At 62.0% G+C, this 15008-nt stretch carries 20 protein-coding genes; 6 read left to right on the top strand and 14 right to left on the bottom strand.

The window, feature by feature from the left end:
• Nucleotides 1-47 precede the first annotated feature (47 nt).
• The 3 genes from ACT7DK_RS04160 (at nt 48) to prmA (ending at nt 2746) form a co-directional block, all read left to right on the top strand.
• On the top strand, nt 48-290 hold the full coding sequence (locus tag ACT7DK_RS04160; protein WP_445396607.1) for a YhdT family protein: 243 nt from the start codon (nt 48-50) through the stop codon (nt 288-290).
• On the top strand, nt 280-1734 hold the full coding sequence (gene panF, locus ACT7DK_RS04155) for a sodium/pantothenate symporter (protein WP_445396605.1): 1455 nt from the start codon (nt 280-282) through the stop codon (nt 1732-1734). Before ACT7DK_RS04160 ends, panF begins: the two co-directional genes overlap by 11 nt.
• Nucleotides 1735-1870: 136 nt before the next feature.
• Nucleotides 1871-2746 carry a 50S ribosomal protein L11 methyltransferase gene (gene prmA / locus ACT7DK_RS04150; RefSeq protein WP_445396603.1) on the top strand — a complete coding sequence of 292 codons (876 nt, stop codon included), beginning with the start codon at nt 1871-1873 and terminating at the stop codon, nt 2744-2746.
• Between the two features lie 11 nt (nt 2747-2757).
• Here the strand turns inward: prmA and ACT7DK_RS04145 are convergent, their stop codons facing one another.
• Complete coding sequence (locus ACT7DK_RS04145; protein ID WP_445396601.1) at nt 2758-3030, bottom strand: hypothetical protein; 273 nt, start codon at nt 3028-3030, stop codon at nt 2758-2760.
• 287 nt (nt 3031-3317) lie between these two features.
• Here ACT7DK_RS04145 and dusB point away from each other — a divergent pair, with 287 nt between their 5' ends.
• From dusB to ACT7DK_RS04130, 3 genes are all read left to right on the top strand, one after another.
• Nucleotides 3318-4283: a tRNA dihydrouridine synthase DusB gene (dusB, locus tag ACT7DK_RS04140; protein ID WP_445396599.1), complete on the top strand. Its 966-nt coding sequence runs from the start codon at nt 3318-3320 to the stop codon at nt 4281-4283.
• Nucleotides 4284-4309: 26 nt separating this feature from the next.
• On the top strand, nt 4310-4609 hold the full coding sequence (gene fis, locus ACT7DK_RS04135; RefSeq protein ID WP_094038614.1) for a DNA-binding transcriptional regulator Fis: 300 nt from the start codon (nt 4310-4312) through the stop codon (nt 4607-4609).
• 443 nt (nt 4610-5052) lie between these two features.
• Nucleotides 5053-5418 (top strand): hypothetical protein, encoded by a 366-nt coding sequence (locus ACT7DK_RS04130; RefSeq protein WP_445396597.1) that lies wholly within the window; start codon nt 5053-5055, stop codon nt 5416-5418.
• 42 nt (nt 5419-5460) lie between these two features.
• Here the strand turns inward: ACT7DK_RS04130 and ACT7DK_RS04125 are convergent, their stop codons facing one another.
• From ACT7DK_RS04125 to ACT7DK_RS04065, 13 genes are all read right to left on the bottom strand, one after another.
• Nucleotides 5461-7050: a hypothetical protein gene (locus ACT7DK_RS04125; RefSeq protein ID WP_445396595.1), complete on the bottom strand. Its 1590-nt coding sequence runs from the start codon at nt 7048-7050 to the stop codon at nt 5461-5463.
• A gap of 12 nt (nt 7051-7062) precedes the next feature.
• On the bottom strand, nt 7063-7263 hold the full coding sequence (locus ACT7DK_RS04120; RefSeq protein ID WP_445396593.1) for a hypothetical protein: 201 nt from the start codon (nt 7261-7263) through the stop codon (nt 7063-7065).
• Nucleotides 7264-8336: 1073 nt separating this feature from the next.
• The gene (locus ACT7DK_RS04115) at nt 8337-9239 is read right to left on the bottom strand and encodes a hypothetical protein (RefSeq protein ID WP_445396591.1); all 903 of its coding nucleotides are present in this window, start codon (nt 9237-9239) and stop codon (nt 8337-8339) included.
• A 683-nt stretch (nt 9240-9922) separates the two neighbouring features.
• Nucleotides 9923-10096: a hypothetical protein gene (locus tag ACT7DK_RS04110; RefSeq protein WP_445396589.1), complete on the bottom strand. Its 174-nt coding sequence runs from the start codon at nt 10094-10096 to the stop codon at nt 9923-9925.
• Between the two features lie 7 nt (nt 10097-10103).
• Nucleotides 10104-10400, bottom strand: coding sequence for an addiction module antidote protein (locus tag ACT7DK_RS04105; RefSeq protein ID WP_202088272.1), 297 nt, complete (start codon nt 10398-10400; stop codon nt 10104-10106).
• Entirely contained in the window at nt 10393-10698 is a 306-nt protein-coding gene (locus ACT7DK_RS04100) for a type II toxin-antitoxin system RelE/ParE family toxin (protein ID WP_445396587.1), read from the bottom strand. Before ACT7DK_RS04100 ends, ACT7DK_RS04105 begins: the two co-directional genes overlap by 8 nt.
• Nucleotides 10699-11098: 400 nt before the next feature.
• Nucleotides 11099-12487: a helix-turn-helix domain-containing protein gene (locus ACT7DK_RS04095; protein WP_445396585.1), complete on the bottom strand. Its 1389-nt coding sequence runs from the start codon at nt 12485-12487 to the stop codon at nt 11099-11101.
• A 9-nt stretch (nt 12488-12496) separates the two neighbouring features.
• Nucleotides 12497-13114 (bottom strand): hypothetical protein, encoded by a 618-nt coding sequence (locus ACT7DK_RS04090; RefSeq protein WP_445396583.1) that lies wholly within the window; start codon nt 13112-13114, stop codon nt 12497-12499.
• Entirely contained in the window at nt 13111-13512 is a 402-nt protein-coding gene (locus ACT7DK_RS04085; RefSeq protein WP_445396581.1) for a hypothetical protein, read from the bottom strand. Before ACT7DK_RS04085 ends, ACT7DK_RS04090 begins: the two co-directional genes overlap by 4 nt.
• Complete coding sequence (locus tag ACT7DK_RS04080; RefSeq protein ID WP_445396579.1) at nt 13509-13787, bottom strand: hypothetical protein; 279 nt, start codon at nt 13785-13787, stop codon at nt 13509-13511. The genes ACT7DK_RS04085 and ACT7DK_RS04080 overlap by 4 nt, the downstream gene beginning before the upstream one ends.
• Nucleotides 13784-13954 (bottom strand): host cell division inhibitor Icd-like protein, encoded by a 171-nt coding sequence (locus tag ACT7DK_RS04075; protein ID WP_146137306.1) that lies wholly within the window; start codon nt 13952-13954, stop codon nt 13784-13786. The genes ACT7DK_RS04080 and ACT7DK_RS04075 overlap by 4 nt, the downstream gene beginning before the upstream one ends.
• A 312-nt stretch (nt 13955-14266) precedes the next feature.
• Entirely contained in the window at nt 14267-14743 is a 477-nt protein-coding gene (locus ACT7DK_RS04070; protein ID WP_445396577.1) for a hypothetical protein, read from the bottom strand.
• Nucleotides 14744-14755: 12 nt separating this feature from the next.
• Nucleotides 14756-14944, bottom strand: coding sequence for a helix-turn-helix transcriptional regulator (locus ACT7DK_RS04065; protein ID WP_445396575.1), 189 nt, complete (start codon nt 14942-14944; stop codon nt 14756-14758).
• Nucleotides 14945-15008 lie beyond the last annotated feature (64 nt).

Raw genomic sequence — 15008 nt, 5'->3', positions numbered from 1 at the left:
GCAAACACCGGGCTGCTATCCTTCGCCCCCTGCAAAGGGGACCCAAAATGACCAAACTCATCCATGTCGCCCGCCGGGAAGCGGTGCTGAGCGTGACGCTGGCCTTGCTGTACCTGGCCGGCTGGGCCGCTACCGCCTACCTGGTGCCGCCCGGGCTCATCCTGGCCGGCTGGCCGCTGTGGTTTGTGCTGAGTTGTCTGTTCAATCCGCTGTTGTTCGTGCTGCTGTGCATCCTGATGGTGCGCCGCGGGTTCCGGCCGGTTGAGCTGGGAGACCGCCATGAACCCTGAGTTGCTGATCCCGCTGGTCATTTATCTCGCCGCCATGCTGGGCCTGGGATTCTGGCTCGGCCGTCGTCCGCCGGAAGGCGGCTTCGTGCAGGACTACTTCCTGGGCAACAGATCCATGGGCGGCTTCGTGCTGGCCATGACCATGGTGGCCACCTACGCCTCCGCCTCCTCCTTTATCGGCGGGCCGGGGGCGGCCTACCGCCTGGGCCTGGGCTGGGTGCTGCTAGCAATGATCCAGGTGCCGACGGTCTGGCTCACCCTGGGCGTGCTGGGCAAGCAGTTCGCCCATATCGCCCGCCGGGTCAATGCCCTCACCATCAACGACATGCTGTTCGCCCGCTACCGGAGTCCGCTGGTGGTGCTGCTGGCGGGAATGGGCCTGCTCGCCGCCTTTGTCGCCACCATGGTGGTGCAGTTTATCGGCGGTGCCCGGCTGCTGGAAACCGTGACCGGGCTGCCCTACGAGGGCGGCCTGATGCTGTTCGCGGCGACGGTGCTGCTCTACACCCTGATCGGCGGTTTTCGCGCCGTGGTGATCACCGATGCGGTCCAGGGGGTGCTGATGCTGCTCGGCACCCTGGTGCTGCTGGCCGGGGTGCTGCACGCCGGCGGCGGGGCGTCGGCCCTGTTTGCGGGGCTGGCCGAGATCGATCCGGGCCTGGTCCGTCCCCAGGGGCCGGACGGTGTGCTCGGCATGAGCTTTATGCTGTCGTTCTGGGTGCTGGTGTGTTTCGGCGTGATCGGCCTGCCCCATTCGGCGGTGCGCTGCCTGGCCTACAAGGACAGCGCGGCCATGCACAAGGGCATCATCATCGGGACTCTGGTGGGCGCCGTACTGATGTTCGGCATGCATTTTGCCGGCGCCCTGGGCCGGGTGCTGGTGCCCGAGCTGACCGTGCCCGACAAGGTCATGCCGACCCTGATGCTGGCGGTGCTGCCGCCGCTGGTGGCCGGGCTCTTCCTCGCCGGTCCCATGGCCGCCATCATGTCGACCATCGACTCCCAGCTGATCCAGGCGTCGGCCACCCTGGTGAAGGATCTCTACCTCAACTACCTGTGTCGTACCCCGCCTTCGCCCACCGCCATCAAACGCGCCAGCCGGCTGGTGACCCTGGGGCTGGGCCTGGTCGTGCTGTGGGCGGCCCTGAGCCCGCCGGACATGATCATCTGGCTCAACCTGATGGCCTTCGGGGCGCTGCAGGCCATCTTCTTCTGGCCGCTGGTGCTGGGACTCTACTGGTGGCGCGGCAACGCCACCGGGGCCCTGGCTTCCATGGTCACCGGTGCCCTGAGCTACGGCCTGCTGCTGCATTTCGGCATCAAGCCCCTGGGGCTGCACGCCATAGTGCCGAGCCTGACCCTCTCCGGCCTGGCCTATGTACTGGGTTCATTGCTGAGCCCGCCGCCGCCGCACAGGGTGCGCGAGCTGTTCGGCCGCCAGTGAAAAAAGCACCCCGGCCGACGATACGGCCGGGGCGGATTCGGACGGCCCGATTCTCAAGGTAAGGTCTGCCTGCCGACAGGACAGCAGGCCACACCGATGGTAGAATCGCCCCTTTACAGCATCATGAAGCCACGCCATGCCCTGGATACAAATTCGCATCAACGCCACCGAAAAGACCGCCGACAAGGTCAGCAACATGCTGATGGGGCGCGGCGCCCAGGCCGTCACCTACATGGACGCCGAAGACAAGCCGGTGTTCGAGCCCCTGCCCGGCGAAACCCTGCTGTGGGACGATACCGTGGTGATCGGCCTGTTCGATGCCGAGACCGACCCGGCCCCGGTGATCGACTTTATGCGCAAGTTCTATCGCAAGGATCTGGTGTACAAGGTCGAACAGCTTGAAGACAAGGACTGGGTACGCGAGTGGATGGACAGCTTCCACCCCATGCGTTTCGGCCAGCGGCTGTGGATCTGCCCGAGCTGGCGCGAGGTGCCGGATCCGGATGCGGTCAACGTCATGCTGGATCCGGGGCTGGCCTTCGGCACCGGCACCCATCCCACCACCGCCCTCTGCCTGGAGTGGCTGGACGGCCAGGAGCTGGCCGGCAAGACGGTGATCGACTTCGGCTGCGGCTCGGGGATACTGGCGCTGGCGGCGCTCAAGCTGGGCGCCAAAGAGGTGATCGGCATCGACATCGACCCCCAGGCGCTGCAGGCCAGCCGGGACAACGCCGAGCGCAACGGCGTGGCCGAGCGGCTGAGCGTCTATCTGCCCCAGGATCAACCCGAGGGGCTGCAGGCCGATCTGGTGGTGGCCAACATCCTGGCGGGGCCGCTCAAGGAGCTGTCGCCGCTGATCAGCTCGCTGGTCAGGCCCGGCGGCCGGCTGGCCCTCTCCGGTATACTGGAGACCCAGGCCGAGGGCCTGAACCGGGTGTACGAACAGTGGTTCGCCATGGAGGCGCCGGTGTTCCGGGAAGAATGGGCCCGGCTCAGCGGCCACAAACGCTGAGCCGTACGGCCTCATTGACATGGGCCCAGCCAGAAGCGGCAACCGTCCAAGGGGCCGGCACAGGGCTGGCCGGGGGGTAGATACGGCTTCAGTCGTAGCATGCCCTTGATGCCCTGGGTGCTGGGCACCAGCCGGGCCAGCGTATCGAGCCAGGACGACAAGGCCTCCACCGGCCAGATAAAACCGGCCACGAACACCAGCGGCAGGGAGCTCAGCAGCACCAACAGAGTGACCCGCTCCCGTCGCCGGGCCAGCAGCTGCTGCCAGGCTGCCTCAAAAGGCAATGGGGTTGCATATGGAGCTTGCGCGGTCGCCACGGCCAGCAACAGTCCCCCGGTTCGAAAAAACATTGTAATAACAGCCGTCTAGCTGCGCGCATGGGCATTTTAGCTCATTTCGCCCCATCTGGTGGGAGGTCTATCCAGATGATTGGAATCCGCCGGTTTTTCGCACAAAAGACGCCCGGGCATCTTGACTTATAAAAAAATCCGCGCCGGTTAATTTGTGACCTTTTCAGCTTCCCAAAAAATGCGTAAGATACGCGACCCTGAGCCGAGACAACCCCGTTCCCATGGAAATTGGTCCTTACAAATTGTCCGCGCCGCTGCTGGTGGCGCCGATGGCCGGAGTGACCGACAGACCCTTCCGTACCCTGTGCCTGCGCATGGGCGCCGGCATGGCCGTGTCGGAAATGATGTCGTCCAATCCCCTGCTGCGGGACTCCGACAAGTCTCGCCGGCGTATGGATCATGAAGGGGAAACGGGTGTCCGGTCCGTCCAGATTGCCGGCGCAGACCCGGCGTTGATGGCCGATGCGGCCCGGTTCAATGTGGACCGGGGCGCGCAGATCATCGACATCAACATGGGCTGCCCGGCAAAGAAGGTGAACAAGAAGATGGCAGGTTCCGCCCTGCTGCAGTACCCGGATTTGGTCGAGTCTATCGTCAGCGCCGTGGTCGAGGCAGTGGCGGTTCCGGTAACCCTGAAGATACGTACCGGCTGGGATCCGGAGCACCGCAACGGCGTGCAGATTGCCCGCATCGCCGAAGACTGTGGCATCCAGGCCCTGGCCGTGCATGGCCGCACCCGCGCCTGCATGTACAAGGGGGAAGCGGAATACGACACCATCAGGGCAATAAAACAAGCCGTCTCTATTCCCGTTGTCGCCAACGGGGATATCGACAGCCCGGAAAAGGCGCGTTTTGTACTGGATTACACCGGCGCCGATGCCATCATGATTGGCCGGGCTGCCCAGGGGCGGCCATGGATTTTCAGAGAAATCCGCCACTATCTTGAGCAGGGCACCACTCCCGCACCGCTCCCCAAGGACCAGGAGCGGGCCATGATCCGGGAACATGTTGCCGCACTGCACGAGTTTTACGGTGAGGCGATGGGCGTACGGATCGCCCGGAAACATGTGGGGTGGTACCTGCAGGAAAGTGACGCGGGCCGTGACTTTCGCAGTGATTTCAACGCTCTCGAGGCCGCCGGGCAGCAGCTCGACGCTCTGGAGCGATATTTCGCGAATATAGCTTAAACGAACAAAAGAAGAGCAGACCCGATATGTTCGAACAAACTACGACTTCCGATGCACTGGTTACTACTACTAAATCTCCGACCTCCGAGCAGCCCACCCAGCGCCCGCTGCGCAACTCGGTGGAACAGGCCCTGCGCAATTACCTGGCCCAACTCAACGGCCAGGAAGTAACCGAGCTGTATGAGTTGGTCCTCGCCGAAGTCGAAGCGCCCATGCTGGACGTGATCATGCAATACACCCGCGGCAACCAGACCCGCGCCGCCAACATGATGGGCATCAACCGCGGCACCCTGCGCAAGAAGCTGAAAAAGTACGGCATGAACTGATAGCTTGACTACAAGTTATTGATAGGAAAGGCGCTTTACCTAAACGGTGAGCGCCTTTTCTGCTAATGTAGCGCACCATGTAGCGCACGACACAAAGTGTCCTATCTGCAGTGTATAGCCTGCCACGCCCCATCCCGCTTTCAGCCCCCCTTTATCGCCCTCTGATCACCAGCGCCAGCGGGCCCACAAATCGGCGCCCAAAGTGTCCGCCCCCTGCTTGAGCCCTTGCCCTACCTGCTTCTCAAATCGGCGCCCTATTCGGCGCTGGCGCTCGCTGGCCAGCATCTCTACTCTTGACCATGGTGGCGCCGCCACACCGTTGCAGATAGGTAGACCTGGCCTTCTTTAACTCCGGTTCTTGCTTGTTCTCTGCCGCTCTGGCGATAAACTCAGATGGCAAGCACAGGGACTGAGTTGGTCTGTTGAGATGATGGGATATGACAATGAAAATATTGATGTATGGACTTTTGGCGGTGGGATTGGCGGGGGCCTACTCGAGTATAGGCAACGCAGATGAATGGGCGAGCTCAGCGTCTACACCGGGGCATGGAAGGATGGAAGTTGTAACCAATTACCTAATTTTCTCTTCCGGTAAATATTATGACGTGGAGATACCTCGTCGAGTTGCGTCCGGAAGAAAAATATCCATTCGATACCTCAAGGATGGCGAATGGGTACAAGATAGCTTTGTTGTTGCGGGCATCAGCACCAAAAAGGATCTGTGCCGCCTACATAACAAATTACCTTCCAAGCTCAGCACCTCCCCGGGTGACACTATTTATATTCAGCCATGCCGATATCAACCGTGACCGCCAGGCAGTAGTGGGCGGCCGCGCTGGCCGCCTACTTCGTCAGCGGTTGATCGAGGGGTAAGCGTTACGCCAAGCGTCCGCTAACCGCCCTTGATCCGCCGGCTGGTTGCCGGGGGTGGCGTTGTTGAGATACGGACGGGCTACTGCGTTGATAAACTCCTTTTCTGTGGTCCGTACATCACCAGGAGGAATTTCCATGGCCTCCCTCAGGTCAGGCGCCGAGCCCAAAGATGGGGTTGCCCCGGTCCATCCTTGCCCCCGCTGCCCGGCCTTCTCCTTGATGCTGGCCACTATCTTATTGGCCTGATCCTCTTCCGCCTTTTTCATATAAAAGGCAATCCGCTTCTCCACCTGCGCTGGATCGCCGCTTTGCAGTGCGGCCTTGTCCTCCGCCGACCCCTTGGGGCCGGCAAGGATAGGCAGCCAGCCACGCTGATCAGGGTTATTGTTTGCCCATGCTGTCAGTTGATCGCCCCGATCGCCGCCTTTGCTGCCCATGCCATAGAGCGTCTGAATTCTGCTCAGCCCTTCGTCGCGCCGGTCGGTTACCTGCTTCAGCGCGGCCTCCTGTTGCTCTGGTGACATGTTCTGGTAGGAGCTGGACCCGAGCATTTTGGTGGCCGCTTTCTCCGTCTCCAGCAGATAATCCTTGGCGGCGCCTTTGTAGCCTTTGTGGTCCGGCCCTTCGGTGAAGCCCAGTTTCTCCTGAATACCGCTATTCACTACCGCCTGGCTAAGGTAGGTATGCTGCCCCAGGTAATTGCCCAGCGTGGGAATGGTGAAGTGCTTGATGGGGTCCTTCTGGTCAGGGCTGCGGCCTTCGGTGACCGGCTTGCGTTCGGTAGTGCCGTCGTCATAGGTGACCGCCAGGTTGATGGCGAAGCGCGGCACGCCGTCCTCCCCCGGCGGCAGTGGCATGAAATCGCTGAACTCTGCGCTGGTGATCAGCTTGCCGGTGGTCGGGTCGATCTTGCCCTCCACCTTGCTGGCGTCCCCTCTGGTGATCACCTTCATGGCACTGGTGATCTCGGGGCTGTTGATGCGCTGGTGTAACGCCTGGGGCTTCATGGCACCCAGTTCACCGGCTGCCCCTTGCTTGATAATGCCATTCAGCTCGCGCAGTGCGGTTTGCCCGGCCTGCAGTGCCTCGCTGTTGTACAGGCCGATGTTGAACTTGCCAGCGCGGGGGTCGGTGGCAATTCGCATTTCATCATCCGTCAGCGGCTGGCCGGCGGCGGCTTTCTCATAAATCACCGAGAACAGTGGCGTGTGCTCTTCCTGAAACCGCTGCCGTTCCACCTGCTCAACCTCAAACTGCTGCGCCCTGGCCAAGCGAGCCTCCTGCTGCTGTTGCAAAGAAAGCGTGCGCTTGCGGTAATCCTGATCGGCGGCAAATTGCCTCAGCCCCTGATCATGGGTTCTATCGCTCTCAAAATCCTTTCGCTTTGCCCTGCCTTCCGTGTGCTTCATGTCCCATTGCTTGTAGTCGTGGTCGCGCTGGCTTTCCAGCTCGCGCAACCCCATCAGCTTGTCGGCCCGCGCATCTTCCTTCTTGCCCCGTTGGTAGCCGTCCATCATCTGGAAACCAGAAATGAACCCGTTGGCCAGTGAACCCAGTCCTTCCGCCATGTTGATACCCTCTCAGTGAATGTGGGTGGAATAGTCTTTGATATGAGTGTGCGCCGGTTGGCCCTCGGCCCATTGCTCGGGAAACCGCCGCTTGAAGTAGTCATCGAACTCGGCCCGTGTCATACCGCTGCCGGTGCTGACGGCGAAAGGGCCGCCGGTTATCAGTTCGTTGACTGCCAAGGCAATCTCATCGCTGTCTTCTTGCTTGCTCACGATCTCTTCTCCTGCAGCCAGAAACGAAAAAGCCCCGGCGGTGAGGCCAGGGCTGGTTGGTCATGTGATAGACAAATATCCCATGATGGAGACAGGCTAACGCCGGGAGAGGGGCGAAGCAATACGGGTGTTGGCTGCCGGCCGCTGGCGTTGCGCACTGGCTGCGCATTGACTGTGCGCAACTGCGCAGTTGGATGCGCAGTGCGCAGGCGGAGCAAACCCTTTGCTGGCAAGGCTTTCACCCACTCCATCCGCCGCCGTCTGTGTTCGCCGATCTAACTGGTCGGAGCAGATTGCGCAATGTCGCCAAACTGGTCTGACCTTATGCTTGCGCAGTGCCTGGTACAGATATTCCGCCTTCTTCCCTGTGAACTGTCGCCCGAACTGTCGGGTGAACTGTCACCGATCACGGCCCCAGCCCGGCCTGCCCTGGGCTTGGAAGTGTCGGGTAAACTGTCGGGTAAACTGTCGGGTAATGTGTTGTGTTACCACCCTGGGCCTTGCCGGCGCTGGCGTTGAATGTGTCGGGTAAAGTGTCGGGCAATGTGTCGCCCGGCCAGGGGGCCCTGATCCGGGGCACCCCTACGCGCGGGGAATATCGGGATAGTCCCATCCCCCCTGCTCTGGCTGGCGTGCTGGGGGCTCGTTTCCAGGAACGATACCCCGCCCACTCCCCAAGTAGGGGGCGTTCGGTAGGGTGGGCATTTCGCCCTCCCTGCTGCGTCAGCCTTCTATGTGCGATCGCTCCGATGTACCCGAAATAGGTACAAAAACAGTACCCGAAACAGGTACACAGCGGGGTTGCTGCCGGGTGTCACCGATTTGGTGACAGTGTCACAGCCGAAAACCCGGCAGTGGTCCCGGCCCGGTTGTGTGCCGCTTTGGTACACCTTCCCGTGTTCCAATTTGGTACTCGAGCGGCAGCCTTGGGGAGCCTGGGCGGCGGTTTGCGCTCCACAAGGTTTACCCGTTTCGGGGAGTGCTCCCCCGTCCTGGGGAGCAAAGCTTTACCGTGCTTGTGAAGGCTTTACAGGATCTGTAAAGACTCGGGCTTGTGTGGCCATGGCCCACGATCACAGGCTTAGCAGGTTCTCGAGGGTGACATCAAAGTGCTGGCTGTCCTTGCGGTCACGCTCGAGCAGATACCGCAGTACCGCCTTGGCTTCGGCCTTGTGGCGGGGGCGGATTTCGGCCAGTAACGACACGGTGAAGTGCTCGCGGGCATGCGCTTCTTCCGGTCCCTCCCAGTCAGTCGCCGCATGGCGCAGCCGGTACAGGTCATGCCAGAAGGCCAGCTCGTGAAGACAGTCTTCCAGGGTGTGCGGCATCAGCTCCGGGTGTTGGCGGAACCGGGCGGCGGCGTCTTCGTCATCAATGCCGCCATGCTGGCCATCCCTTGCGCCTTTCATCACGCGCATACAGAAGCGGTCGGCCTCGGTCATCATGTCCGGGTCATCACCAAAGCGGGCGGCGGCCTCGGCTTGGTTGATGGCCTTCGCTCTGGTGCGCTCGGCCAGCTCTCGCAGGTCAGCAAAGCCGATGGAGCCGAAAGCGGCGGCCATGGTGTTGCCGGTGCTGGTGAGCAGGTATTGGGCATAGCGGCTTTCCAGCTCCCTGGGCGGGGTCTTGATGCGCTCGGCAGCGGACAGCGCCTTGTCAATCAGCGCCGGGTTGCCGCTCTGGATGGTCTCGCGCAGCCATAGCACGGCGTCCAGCTCCTTATCCCCGGTCACGGCTCGCTGCTCCGGCAGCGCCACGGCGGCCACGCTGGTGGCTGTGGTGCCTTGCAGGGGCGGCAAGGTAAACAGCTCTCGATGCCTGGGGTTGTCGCTGAATGCGCCCGAGCGCCTGGCTATGGTCTTCACGGTGCCAATGGGCAGGCCAAGCAGCTCGGCGACCTCGGTGAAGGAATGGCGGCGCTTCAGCTCGATGATTTGCTGGCGCTGCTCTGGTGTGGTGGTGCTGGGTCTGGCCATGTGGGTTTGAATCTGATGGTTTCAATGTGGTGATTATATCATCATTTGAATCCAGCGGTTTCAATTCGGCGGCATGCCTGACAAATCAGGGGGTGGCCATCGCTGGGATTTCAGCGGTGAAGCTGGTGCCGGATATTACGAAAGTTTCGTAATAAAGGGGCGGCGTTCGACGGCTCGGCGGGAAGACTGCTGGAGTTTTAACCCAGCCGTTGGCTGAGTAATAAAGGGGCGGCGTTCGACGGCTCGGCGGGAAGGGCCGGCAGATGGGGCCAGCCAAGGGAGCAGCAGCAAGTACTGTACATCCACACAGAACCGGTAAGCGACCCCGGTTTGGGGCCGTTTTGGCAAATAACCCCCGACTTGGGGGTGTTTTTTACCCCCGTTTTAGGGGGGTACTCCAGTTTGAGGGGGTGAGGTTGATTGGCGTTGTCCATCCCCTATCAAGGAACTACAATTCCCTCGGAAGCCCCTGTTCTGCTACCTCCGGAGGCAATTGTAGCCTGGTGACGTGTAGCACTCCGGGGGCTTTTGCTTGTTCCCCAAGGCATTACATCGTGTTGCCGGCACCGATATCGCTTAGTATTCTTTGCTCAAGACCTCGACGGTCACCCTCCTTGGGCAATTGCAGCCCTCTGGACTGGTGATTGCCGGGGTTTTCCTTCACATAATGAAGAACCCATCTCTCAGCCAGCCGGCTTTTCGTTATCAGGCATCAACCGGGACAAGTCCATGGTCTTCAGCATTTCCACGTTCGCCTTGTGCCGGCGTCGCTTGTCCTGCCGCAGAGCCTCGATCTCATCAAGGGTCAACAGCCTGGGGATTTTCTCGCCGGCGGGCAATTGCCGTTTGGGCTTCATGGCGTGGTCAATGCTGCTCAACATGAGCCCGGGCGGTAATGTCCACACCCAGCGCCTTGGTCACCGCCATGATGGTCCTCAGGGTCGGATTGCCCCGCTCACTGAAGCTCCGGTAAAGCTGCTCGCGGGACAGGCCGGTTTCCCTGGCCAGCTCGCTCATGCCCCTGGCGCGGGCGGCAATGCCGATCGCCTTGGAGATATAGGCGGCGTCCCCGGTCTCCAGCGCATCGGCGATAAACTCGGCGATGGCCTCCGGGCTGCTCAGGTACTCGGCGGGGTCGAACTCGGTGAATGCTTCAGCCATGGTGCTGTTCCCTCCATTCCTTCAACAACTGGTGAGCGGTATCAATATCCCGGCGCTGACTGCCCTTGTCGCCACCGCACAGCAGCAACACCAGCACCTCACCCTGCTGGTAGTAGTAAACCCGGTAGCCCGGCCCGTAGTGAATGCGCAGTTCGCTGACGCCCTGCCCCACCGGGGCCACGTCGCCGGCCAGGCCGGCAGCCAGCCGGTTGATCCGGGACACCACCCGGGCCCTGCCGGTATCGTCCTTCAGCTTCTTCAGCCACTGCCGGAACTTGCTTGATTCGATCACCTTCATGGCGTGAATTGTAGTTTATAACCTACATGGTAACAACAGGCGCCGACATGGGATTCACCCGGGCGGCCATGGCTGTTATGCTGCGACTCAGCCCGTGAACCCAGTCCACACGGCCAAAGCCCTGAAGCCTGCCCAGCGTCAGGGCTTTTTCTTGCCTGTGGCTCCCGGCTGCGCTGGTCGGCGTTGCCGGCCAAGCCGCCCGGCACGCGGTGCCGGTAGTGAGGCGCCGCGGTCATTGCTGGCCTTTCGCCCAAATTTCGCCGCCGGCGACCAATTTTGCTGTCACCCCTTGGGAATCCCCTTAATGACAAAGGGCTGGTATATAAACATATAAGAGCACACATCATTTCACCCCCCTTGGGCAACAACCATCATGTAAAGGAACACATCATGTCCTTCCTCAGGGTTGCGCGTTCAGTATCATCTGAATGGTTCGCTTACTGACCCCCAGCCGCTCGGCCACTTGCTGCCGGCTCAAGCCCTGGGCGGCCAGCTCCCGCGCTCGCTGCCGGCGTTCCACCTGGGTGCGCTGGCGCTCCTGCTGATACTGGGCGGCAGCCCTGATACCCTGGCTTCTTCTGCGCTTCTCCATTCGTTTGGCGTGCCGTAAAAGTTTCTCCGGCTTGCCGATCAGGGTCAGCATGTGGGCCTGCTCCTGCTCGGTAATGGCCAGGTCGTCGATAATGCGGGCATTGGTCAGCCGGTAACGCTGGTTCTGCCTGCTGCTGGCCGGGTGCCCCACGCTCTCCCGAAACCGCGCCAGCAGGGCGCCCAGCCGCACCGGCAGCCGCTCGAGAGCATACTTGCCGTGCGGGTCGTTGAAGCATTCGGCGGCGTACTGCTGGCACTCCCTGAGTAGCGTCCGCTCGTCGTGGCAGAAGTCGGCGGCGGCCTGGGCAAAGGCAAACAGGGCCCGGGCCCGGTGATCACTCAGCCCTTCCCGCAGGGCCGCCAGGGTTTTCAGATCCTCCATTCGGGCGGCGGCCAGGGTGCGGGCATTGAGCAACTGCCTCACGCTCTGCCGGTCTCCCTCTCGCTGCCGGCGCTCGCCCGGGGCCCGCTTCACCGGGGCCGGGTAAGTGCGTTCGTACCACCGGAGCAAGGGCCGCTCCAGCTCGGCGAAGTCTACAGGCTGCGCCATCTGCGCATAACTCACCTGGTGGCCGTTGCGCTGGTTCACACTGCCGGCCAGTCGCAGCACCCGGGCGGCGTCCCGTGCCTTGGGATCGGCGCCAAAGTCCGCCAGCCGCCGGATAAGCAGATCCTCCACCCGTTGCCAGCGGCCAAGGATCTTGGTTCTCAGCTCGGCCTGGGCGCTGCCTTTGCCCTTGTCGGTACCGATGAAAAAGGGCGCCTTAAGCGCCCATATCAGGTAGATGCCCCGGCCACTGTCGGCGGCCAGGGTCGGCAAGGGTAAATCCCCCGCATTCTCCAGCACGGCCTGTAACCGCTCCCGGTAGCTCAGCCCGACCAGGGCCGGAATCTGGTAGGTGTCCAGATCCACAAAGCAGGCGTTCAGGTGGGTGATGTTGGCCACGCTGCGCCGGCGGAAGGGGGCGATCCCGTTCTGGCCCAGGTACACATCCGCGGCGCCGATGGCGGCCAGCCGCTCAGCTTCATCAGGCGCCAGCACCGGCGGATGGCTGAACTCCCGCCAACACTCGCCGTTCACGGCAATGGCGATATGGCTCGCCTTGGCGCCAGGAGCACCGTGGATCAGCCGGACATGCTCCCGGGGACCAAAGTCCAGGGCATACTGGTTCAGCCTGGCTTTACGCTGTGCGTTCATCCGACCCCCTCAGTGCAAAACGGCTCGGGGCCGGCCCGACTCGATAGCGGGTAGATGACCCTGCGCGGTCTCGGCCAGCTCCGTCAGCAGCGCATCCAGCACTTCCAACGCTACTGGAGAAAGGCCGCTCGCCCCCATCATACCCAGGTACAGGGCAAGGGCCTGCTGTTCGCCCTGCTCCCGGCCCAGGGCCGCCACCATGGTCCCTTCAATATGATCCCGCATGGCCTGCCGCAAGGCGTCGGGGTCCATGGGTAGCCCGACCCGTTCGCCAGGGAGAACACCCCGGTAATGTTCATGGTAACGATGAGCCAGCAGGCCGCGCAGCAGCGGCAGATCGGCAGGCACAAAGGGCTCGCCCCATGGCTTGGCCCTCAGCCCGTGCGCCAGCAGGGTATCCCGGCCCCGCCAAGGCACCAGGTACTCAGCCTGCGGCACTTCGGTGTGGTCGTAGTAGTCCAGGCCATCCAGCCGGCAGGGCAGCCCATCGAGCAGGGCCGCCAGCTCTGCCACAAGCTCGCCTTCGCTGGCGCCGGTATGGAAGGGGCCCAGCCGGAACGGCCAGCGGTTGAACACCGTCAGCTCGATGATGAAAGCCCCTTGGGCGTAATGCGGGTGCTCGCTCATTCGCCGCCCCCTTCCTGCCAGGCGCCGCGCAAGCTCTGGGCACCAAGCCAGACCTTCGGCACTCGGTCACCCTCGAGCGGCGGGATCACCTCGCCGTCATCATCAAGGCGGGTGGTAAAGTGAACGGCCTTGTCGACGTAAGCGGAGCCGGCCAAGGCGGCGCTGGCCTCAGTGACGATCTCGTCTTGGCTTTTGCCGTAGGCCAGGAAAGGCCCGTAGCCATGAAAGTCACCCTCTATCGTGGTACAGCAGATGATAAACTCGAGCGGTCGGCGGGAGCCCTCGGCGGCAGCGCGGAACAGCTCAAGCTGGCGCTGGTATTCGGCGTATTGCTCCTGGCCGTCCTGGGTGGTGGGATTGAGTTGGTGGTGTTGGCAAAACTCGGTGAAGGGCTTCATTTCCGGCCCTCCTGCTCTGCGGCTTCGATATGGATAGACAGCATCGTGTTCATGTTCAGCGTGTCGCTGATCACTCCCCCAAGCTCGTCCAGCAGGTAGCCGACACGGGCGGCGGTCTCTTTTCCAAGTTCGCCCGCATCGGCGACAGTAAACAGCAGTTCTCCGATCGCCTTCACACCATGGCCCAGGCTGGCCAGGCGCTCGTTGTTGCGCGAAATCTCGCCCTTGGCGACCTCGACAGGGGTGTTTTTCGGGATGGTGATCAAACGGCTCATGCTGCCACCTCCAGCCCGGCAGGGCGGCGACCGGCAAACACCAGCGGCAGGCCGGCCAGGTGAGCGCGGGCCTCCGCTTCGGTGCGGCCATAGGCGGAAATGGTGCGAATGCGGGAAAGCTCGGCCAGCTTGCGGCCTTGGGCAACGATCAGAAAGGTGTAGATCATGATGATGGTTCCTATGTGCAATGCGACATAGGCGGATCGGGTAGCCGCAAAGCAGTGCTCACATAGGAAAGCACAGCGGGGGCGTTTTCTTTGGCTCCCGACCCATGCCCCCGAAACAGGGAAGTCACGGCCGCCATGATTGGCCGCCGTGGGGGAATGGGGTTCAGATTGTCCTATGTGAGTCACAGCCTGCGGGTGCTTAATCCGCCTGCCTTGCTGGTTGCTTAAGCCAGCACTGGCGATGATACACAGGGAAACCGGGGGACACAATGCCCCCTCGTGGGAATAGCGAATCATGGGGAAAGCTCCGGGTCAGGCGCTGGCGGTGGCCGCAGTGCTAGCTGCAGTGATGGTGGATAAATCAGGGTACCGGCCGGCGATGCGGGTCATTCGTTCCGGCGACAAGGGCGGCGCATTGCGCTTTCGCCGCTGGCGGTTTACATCCGCCAGCACCTTGAGGCAATCGGCCCGGGTCTGAATCCGCCAGCGGTTATGTCGCCCTTCGTTGGTGCCGTTGGCATCCTGGCCCGCATCCAGTTTAATCCCCAGTTCACGCTCAAGCAGCGACGGTATATTCCTGCTGGACGTGGCCCCGCTATGGTTCAGCATACTGAGCACGGTAACGCCCTCCGGAGACTCGGCCAGGAACAAGGCAACCCGCTCCCGAATTGTTGCCGGGCTGCTCACTGGCTCCCGTTCGGTGCCGGTGCTACCATTACCGAGCGTTATGCTGCTGTGTTGAAGGGCTTGGACTTGTGCGGAGTTCAGGCCCTTTTTGCTGTCGGTCATGCGGCGCCCCCCTTATGCGGCCTTCAGGCCGGAAATCCATTTTTGAATATCCGACTCGCGCCAGCGGGTCACGCCGCCCAGCTTTACGCTTTTTGGAAACTTGCCGGCTTTCTCCCAGCGCCAGATTGATACCCGGCTGGCGGATACCAGGGTTTGCACTTGCTTGGCATTCAGTAGGCGATCCTGATTCTCGGTGTTCATAAATCCCCCTGTGGGTTGCTTGTTGTTACAGGGGGGATTCTGTGCTTTGTCGGTGGGGGATTCT

The sequence above is a fragment of the Zobellella sp. An-6 genome, assembly GCF_052487945.1.
The sequence above is the reverse complement of the archived record's forward strand: the minus strand, read 5'-3'. Positions and strand labels throughout refer to the sequence as shown.

Bases quoted from the DNA above. Each gene is read 5' to 3' on its own strand.
- ACT7DK_RS04160 (WP_445396607.1), top strand. From the start codon at position 48: ATGACCAAACTCATCCATGTCGCCCGCCGGGAAGCGGTGCTGAGCGTG.
- ACT7DK_RS04115 (WP_445396591.1), bottom strand. From the start codon at position 9,239: ATGGCCAGACCCAGCACCACCACACCAGAGCAGCGCCAGCAAATCATC.
- ACT7DK_RS04100 (WP_445396587.1), bottom strand. From the start codon at position 10,698: ATGAAGGTGATCGAATCAAGCAAGTTCCGGCAGTGGCTGAAGAAGCTG.
- ACT7DK_RS04075 (WP_146137306.1), bottom strand. From the start codon at position 13,954: ATGATCTACACCTTTCTGATCGTTGCCCAAGGCCGCAAGCTGGCCGAG.
- ACT7DK_RS04105 (WP_202088272.1), bottom strand. From the start codon at position 10,400: ATGGCTGAAGCATTCACCGAGTTCGACCCCGCCGAGTACCTGAGCAGC.
- ACT7DK_RS04130 (WP_445396597.1), top strand. From the start codon at position 5,053: ATGAAAATATTGATGTATGGACTTTTGGCGGTGGGATTGGCGGGGGCC.
- fis (WP_094038614.1), top strand. From the start codon at position 4,310: ATGTTCGAACAAACTACGACTTCCGATGCACTGGTTACTACTACTAAA.
- ACT7DK_RS04080 (WP_445396579.1), bottom strand. From the start codon at position 13,787: ATGAGCCGTTTGATCACCATCCCGAAAAACACCCCTGTCGAGGTCGCC.
- prmA (WP_445396603.1), top strand. From the start codon at position 1,871: ATGCCCTGGATACAAATTCGCATCAACGCCACCGAAAAGACCGCCGAC.
- ACT7DK_RS04085 (WP_445396581.1), bottom strand. From the start codon at position 13,512: ATGAAGCCCTTCACCGAGTTTTGCCAACACCACCAACTCAATCCCACC.
- ACT7DK_RS04110 (WP_445396589.1), bottom strand. From the start codon at position 10,096: ATGAAGCCCAAACGGCAATTGCCCGCCGGCGAGAAAATCCCCAGGCTG.
- panF (WP_445396605.1), top strand. From the start codon at position 280: ATGAACCCTGAGTTGCTGATCCCGCTGGTCATTTATCTCGCCGCCATG.
- ACT7DK_RS04065 (WP_445396575.1), bottom strand. From the start codon at position 14,944: ATGAACACCGAGAATCAGGATCGCCTACTGAATGCCAAGCAAGTGCAA.
- ACT7DK_RS04095 (WP_445396585.1), bottom strand. From the start codon at position 12,487: ATGAACGCACAGCGTAAAGCCAGGCTGAACCAGTATGCCCTGGACTTT.
- ACT7DK_RS04125 (WP_445396595.1), bottom strand. From the start codon at position 7,050: ATGGCGGAAGGACTGGGTTCACTGGCCAACGGGTTCATTTCTGGTTTC.
- dusB (WP_445396599.1), top strand. From the start codon at position 3,318: ATGGAAATTGGTCCTTACAAATTGTCCGCGCCGCTGCTGGTGGCGCCG.
- ACT7DK_RS04070 (WP_445396577.1), bottom strand. From the start codon at position 14,743: ATGACCGACAGCAAAAAGGGCCTGAACTCCGCACAAGTCCAAGCCCTT.
- ACT7DK_RS04090 (WP_445396583.1), bottom strand. From the start codon at position 13,114: ATGAGCGAGCACCCGCATTACGCCCAAGGGGCTTTCATCATCGAGCTG.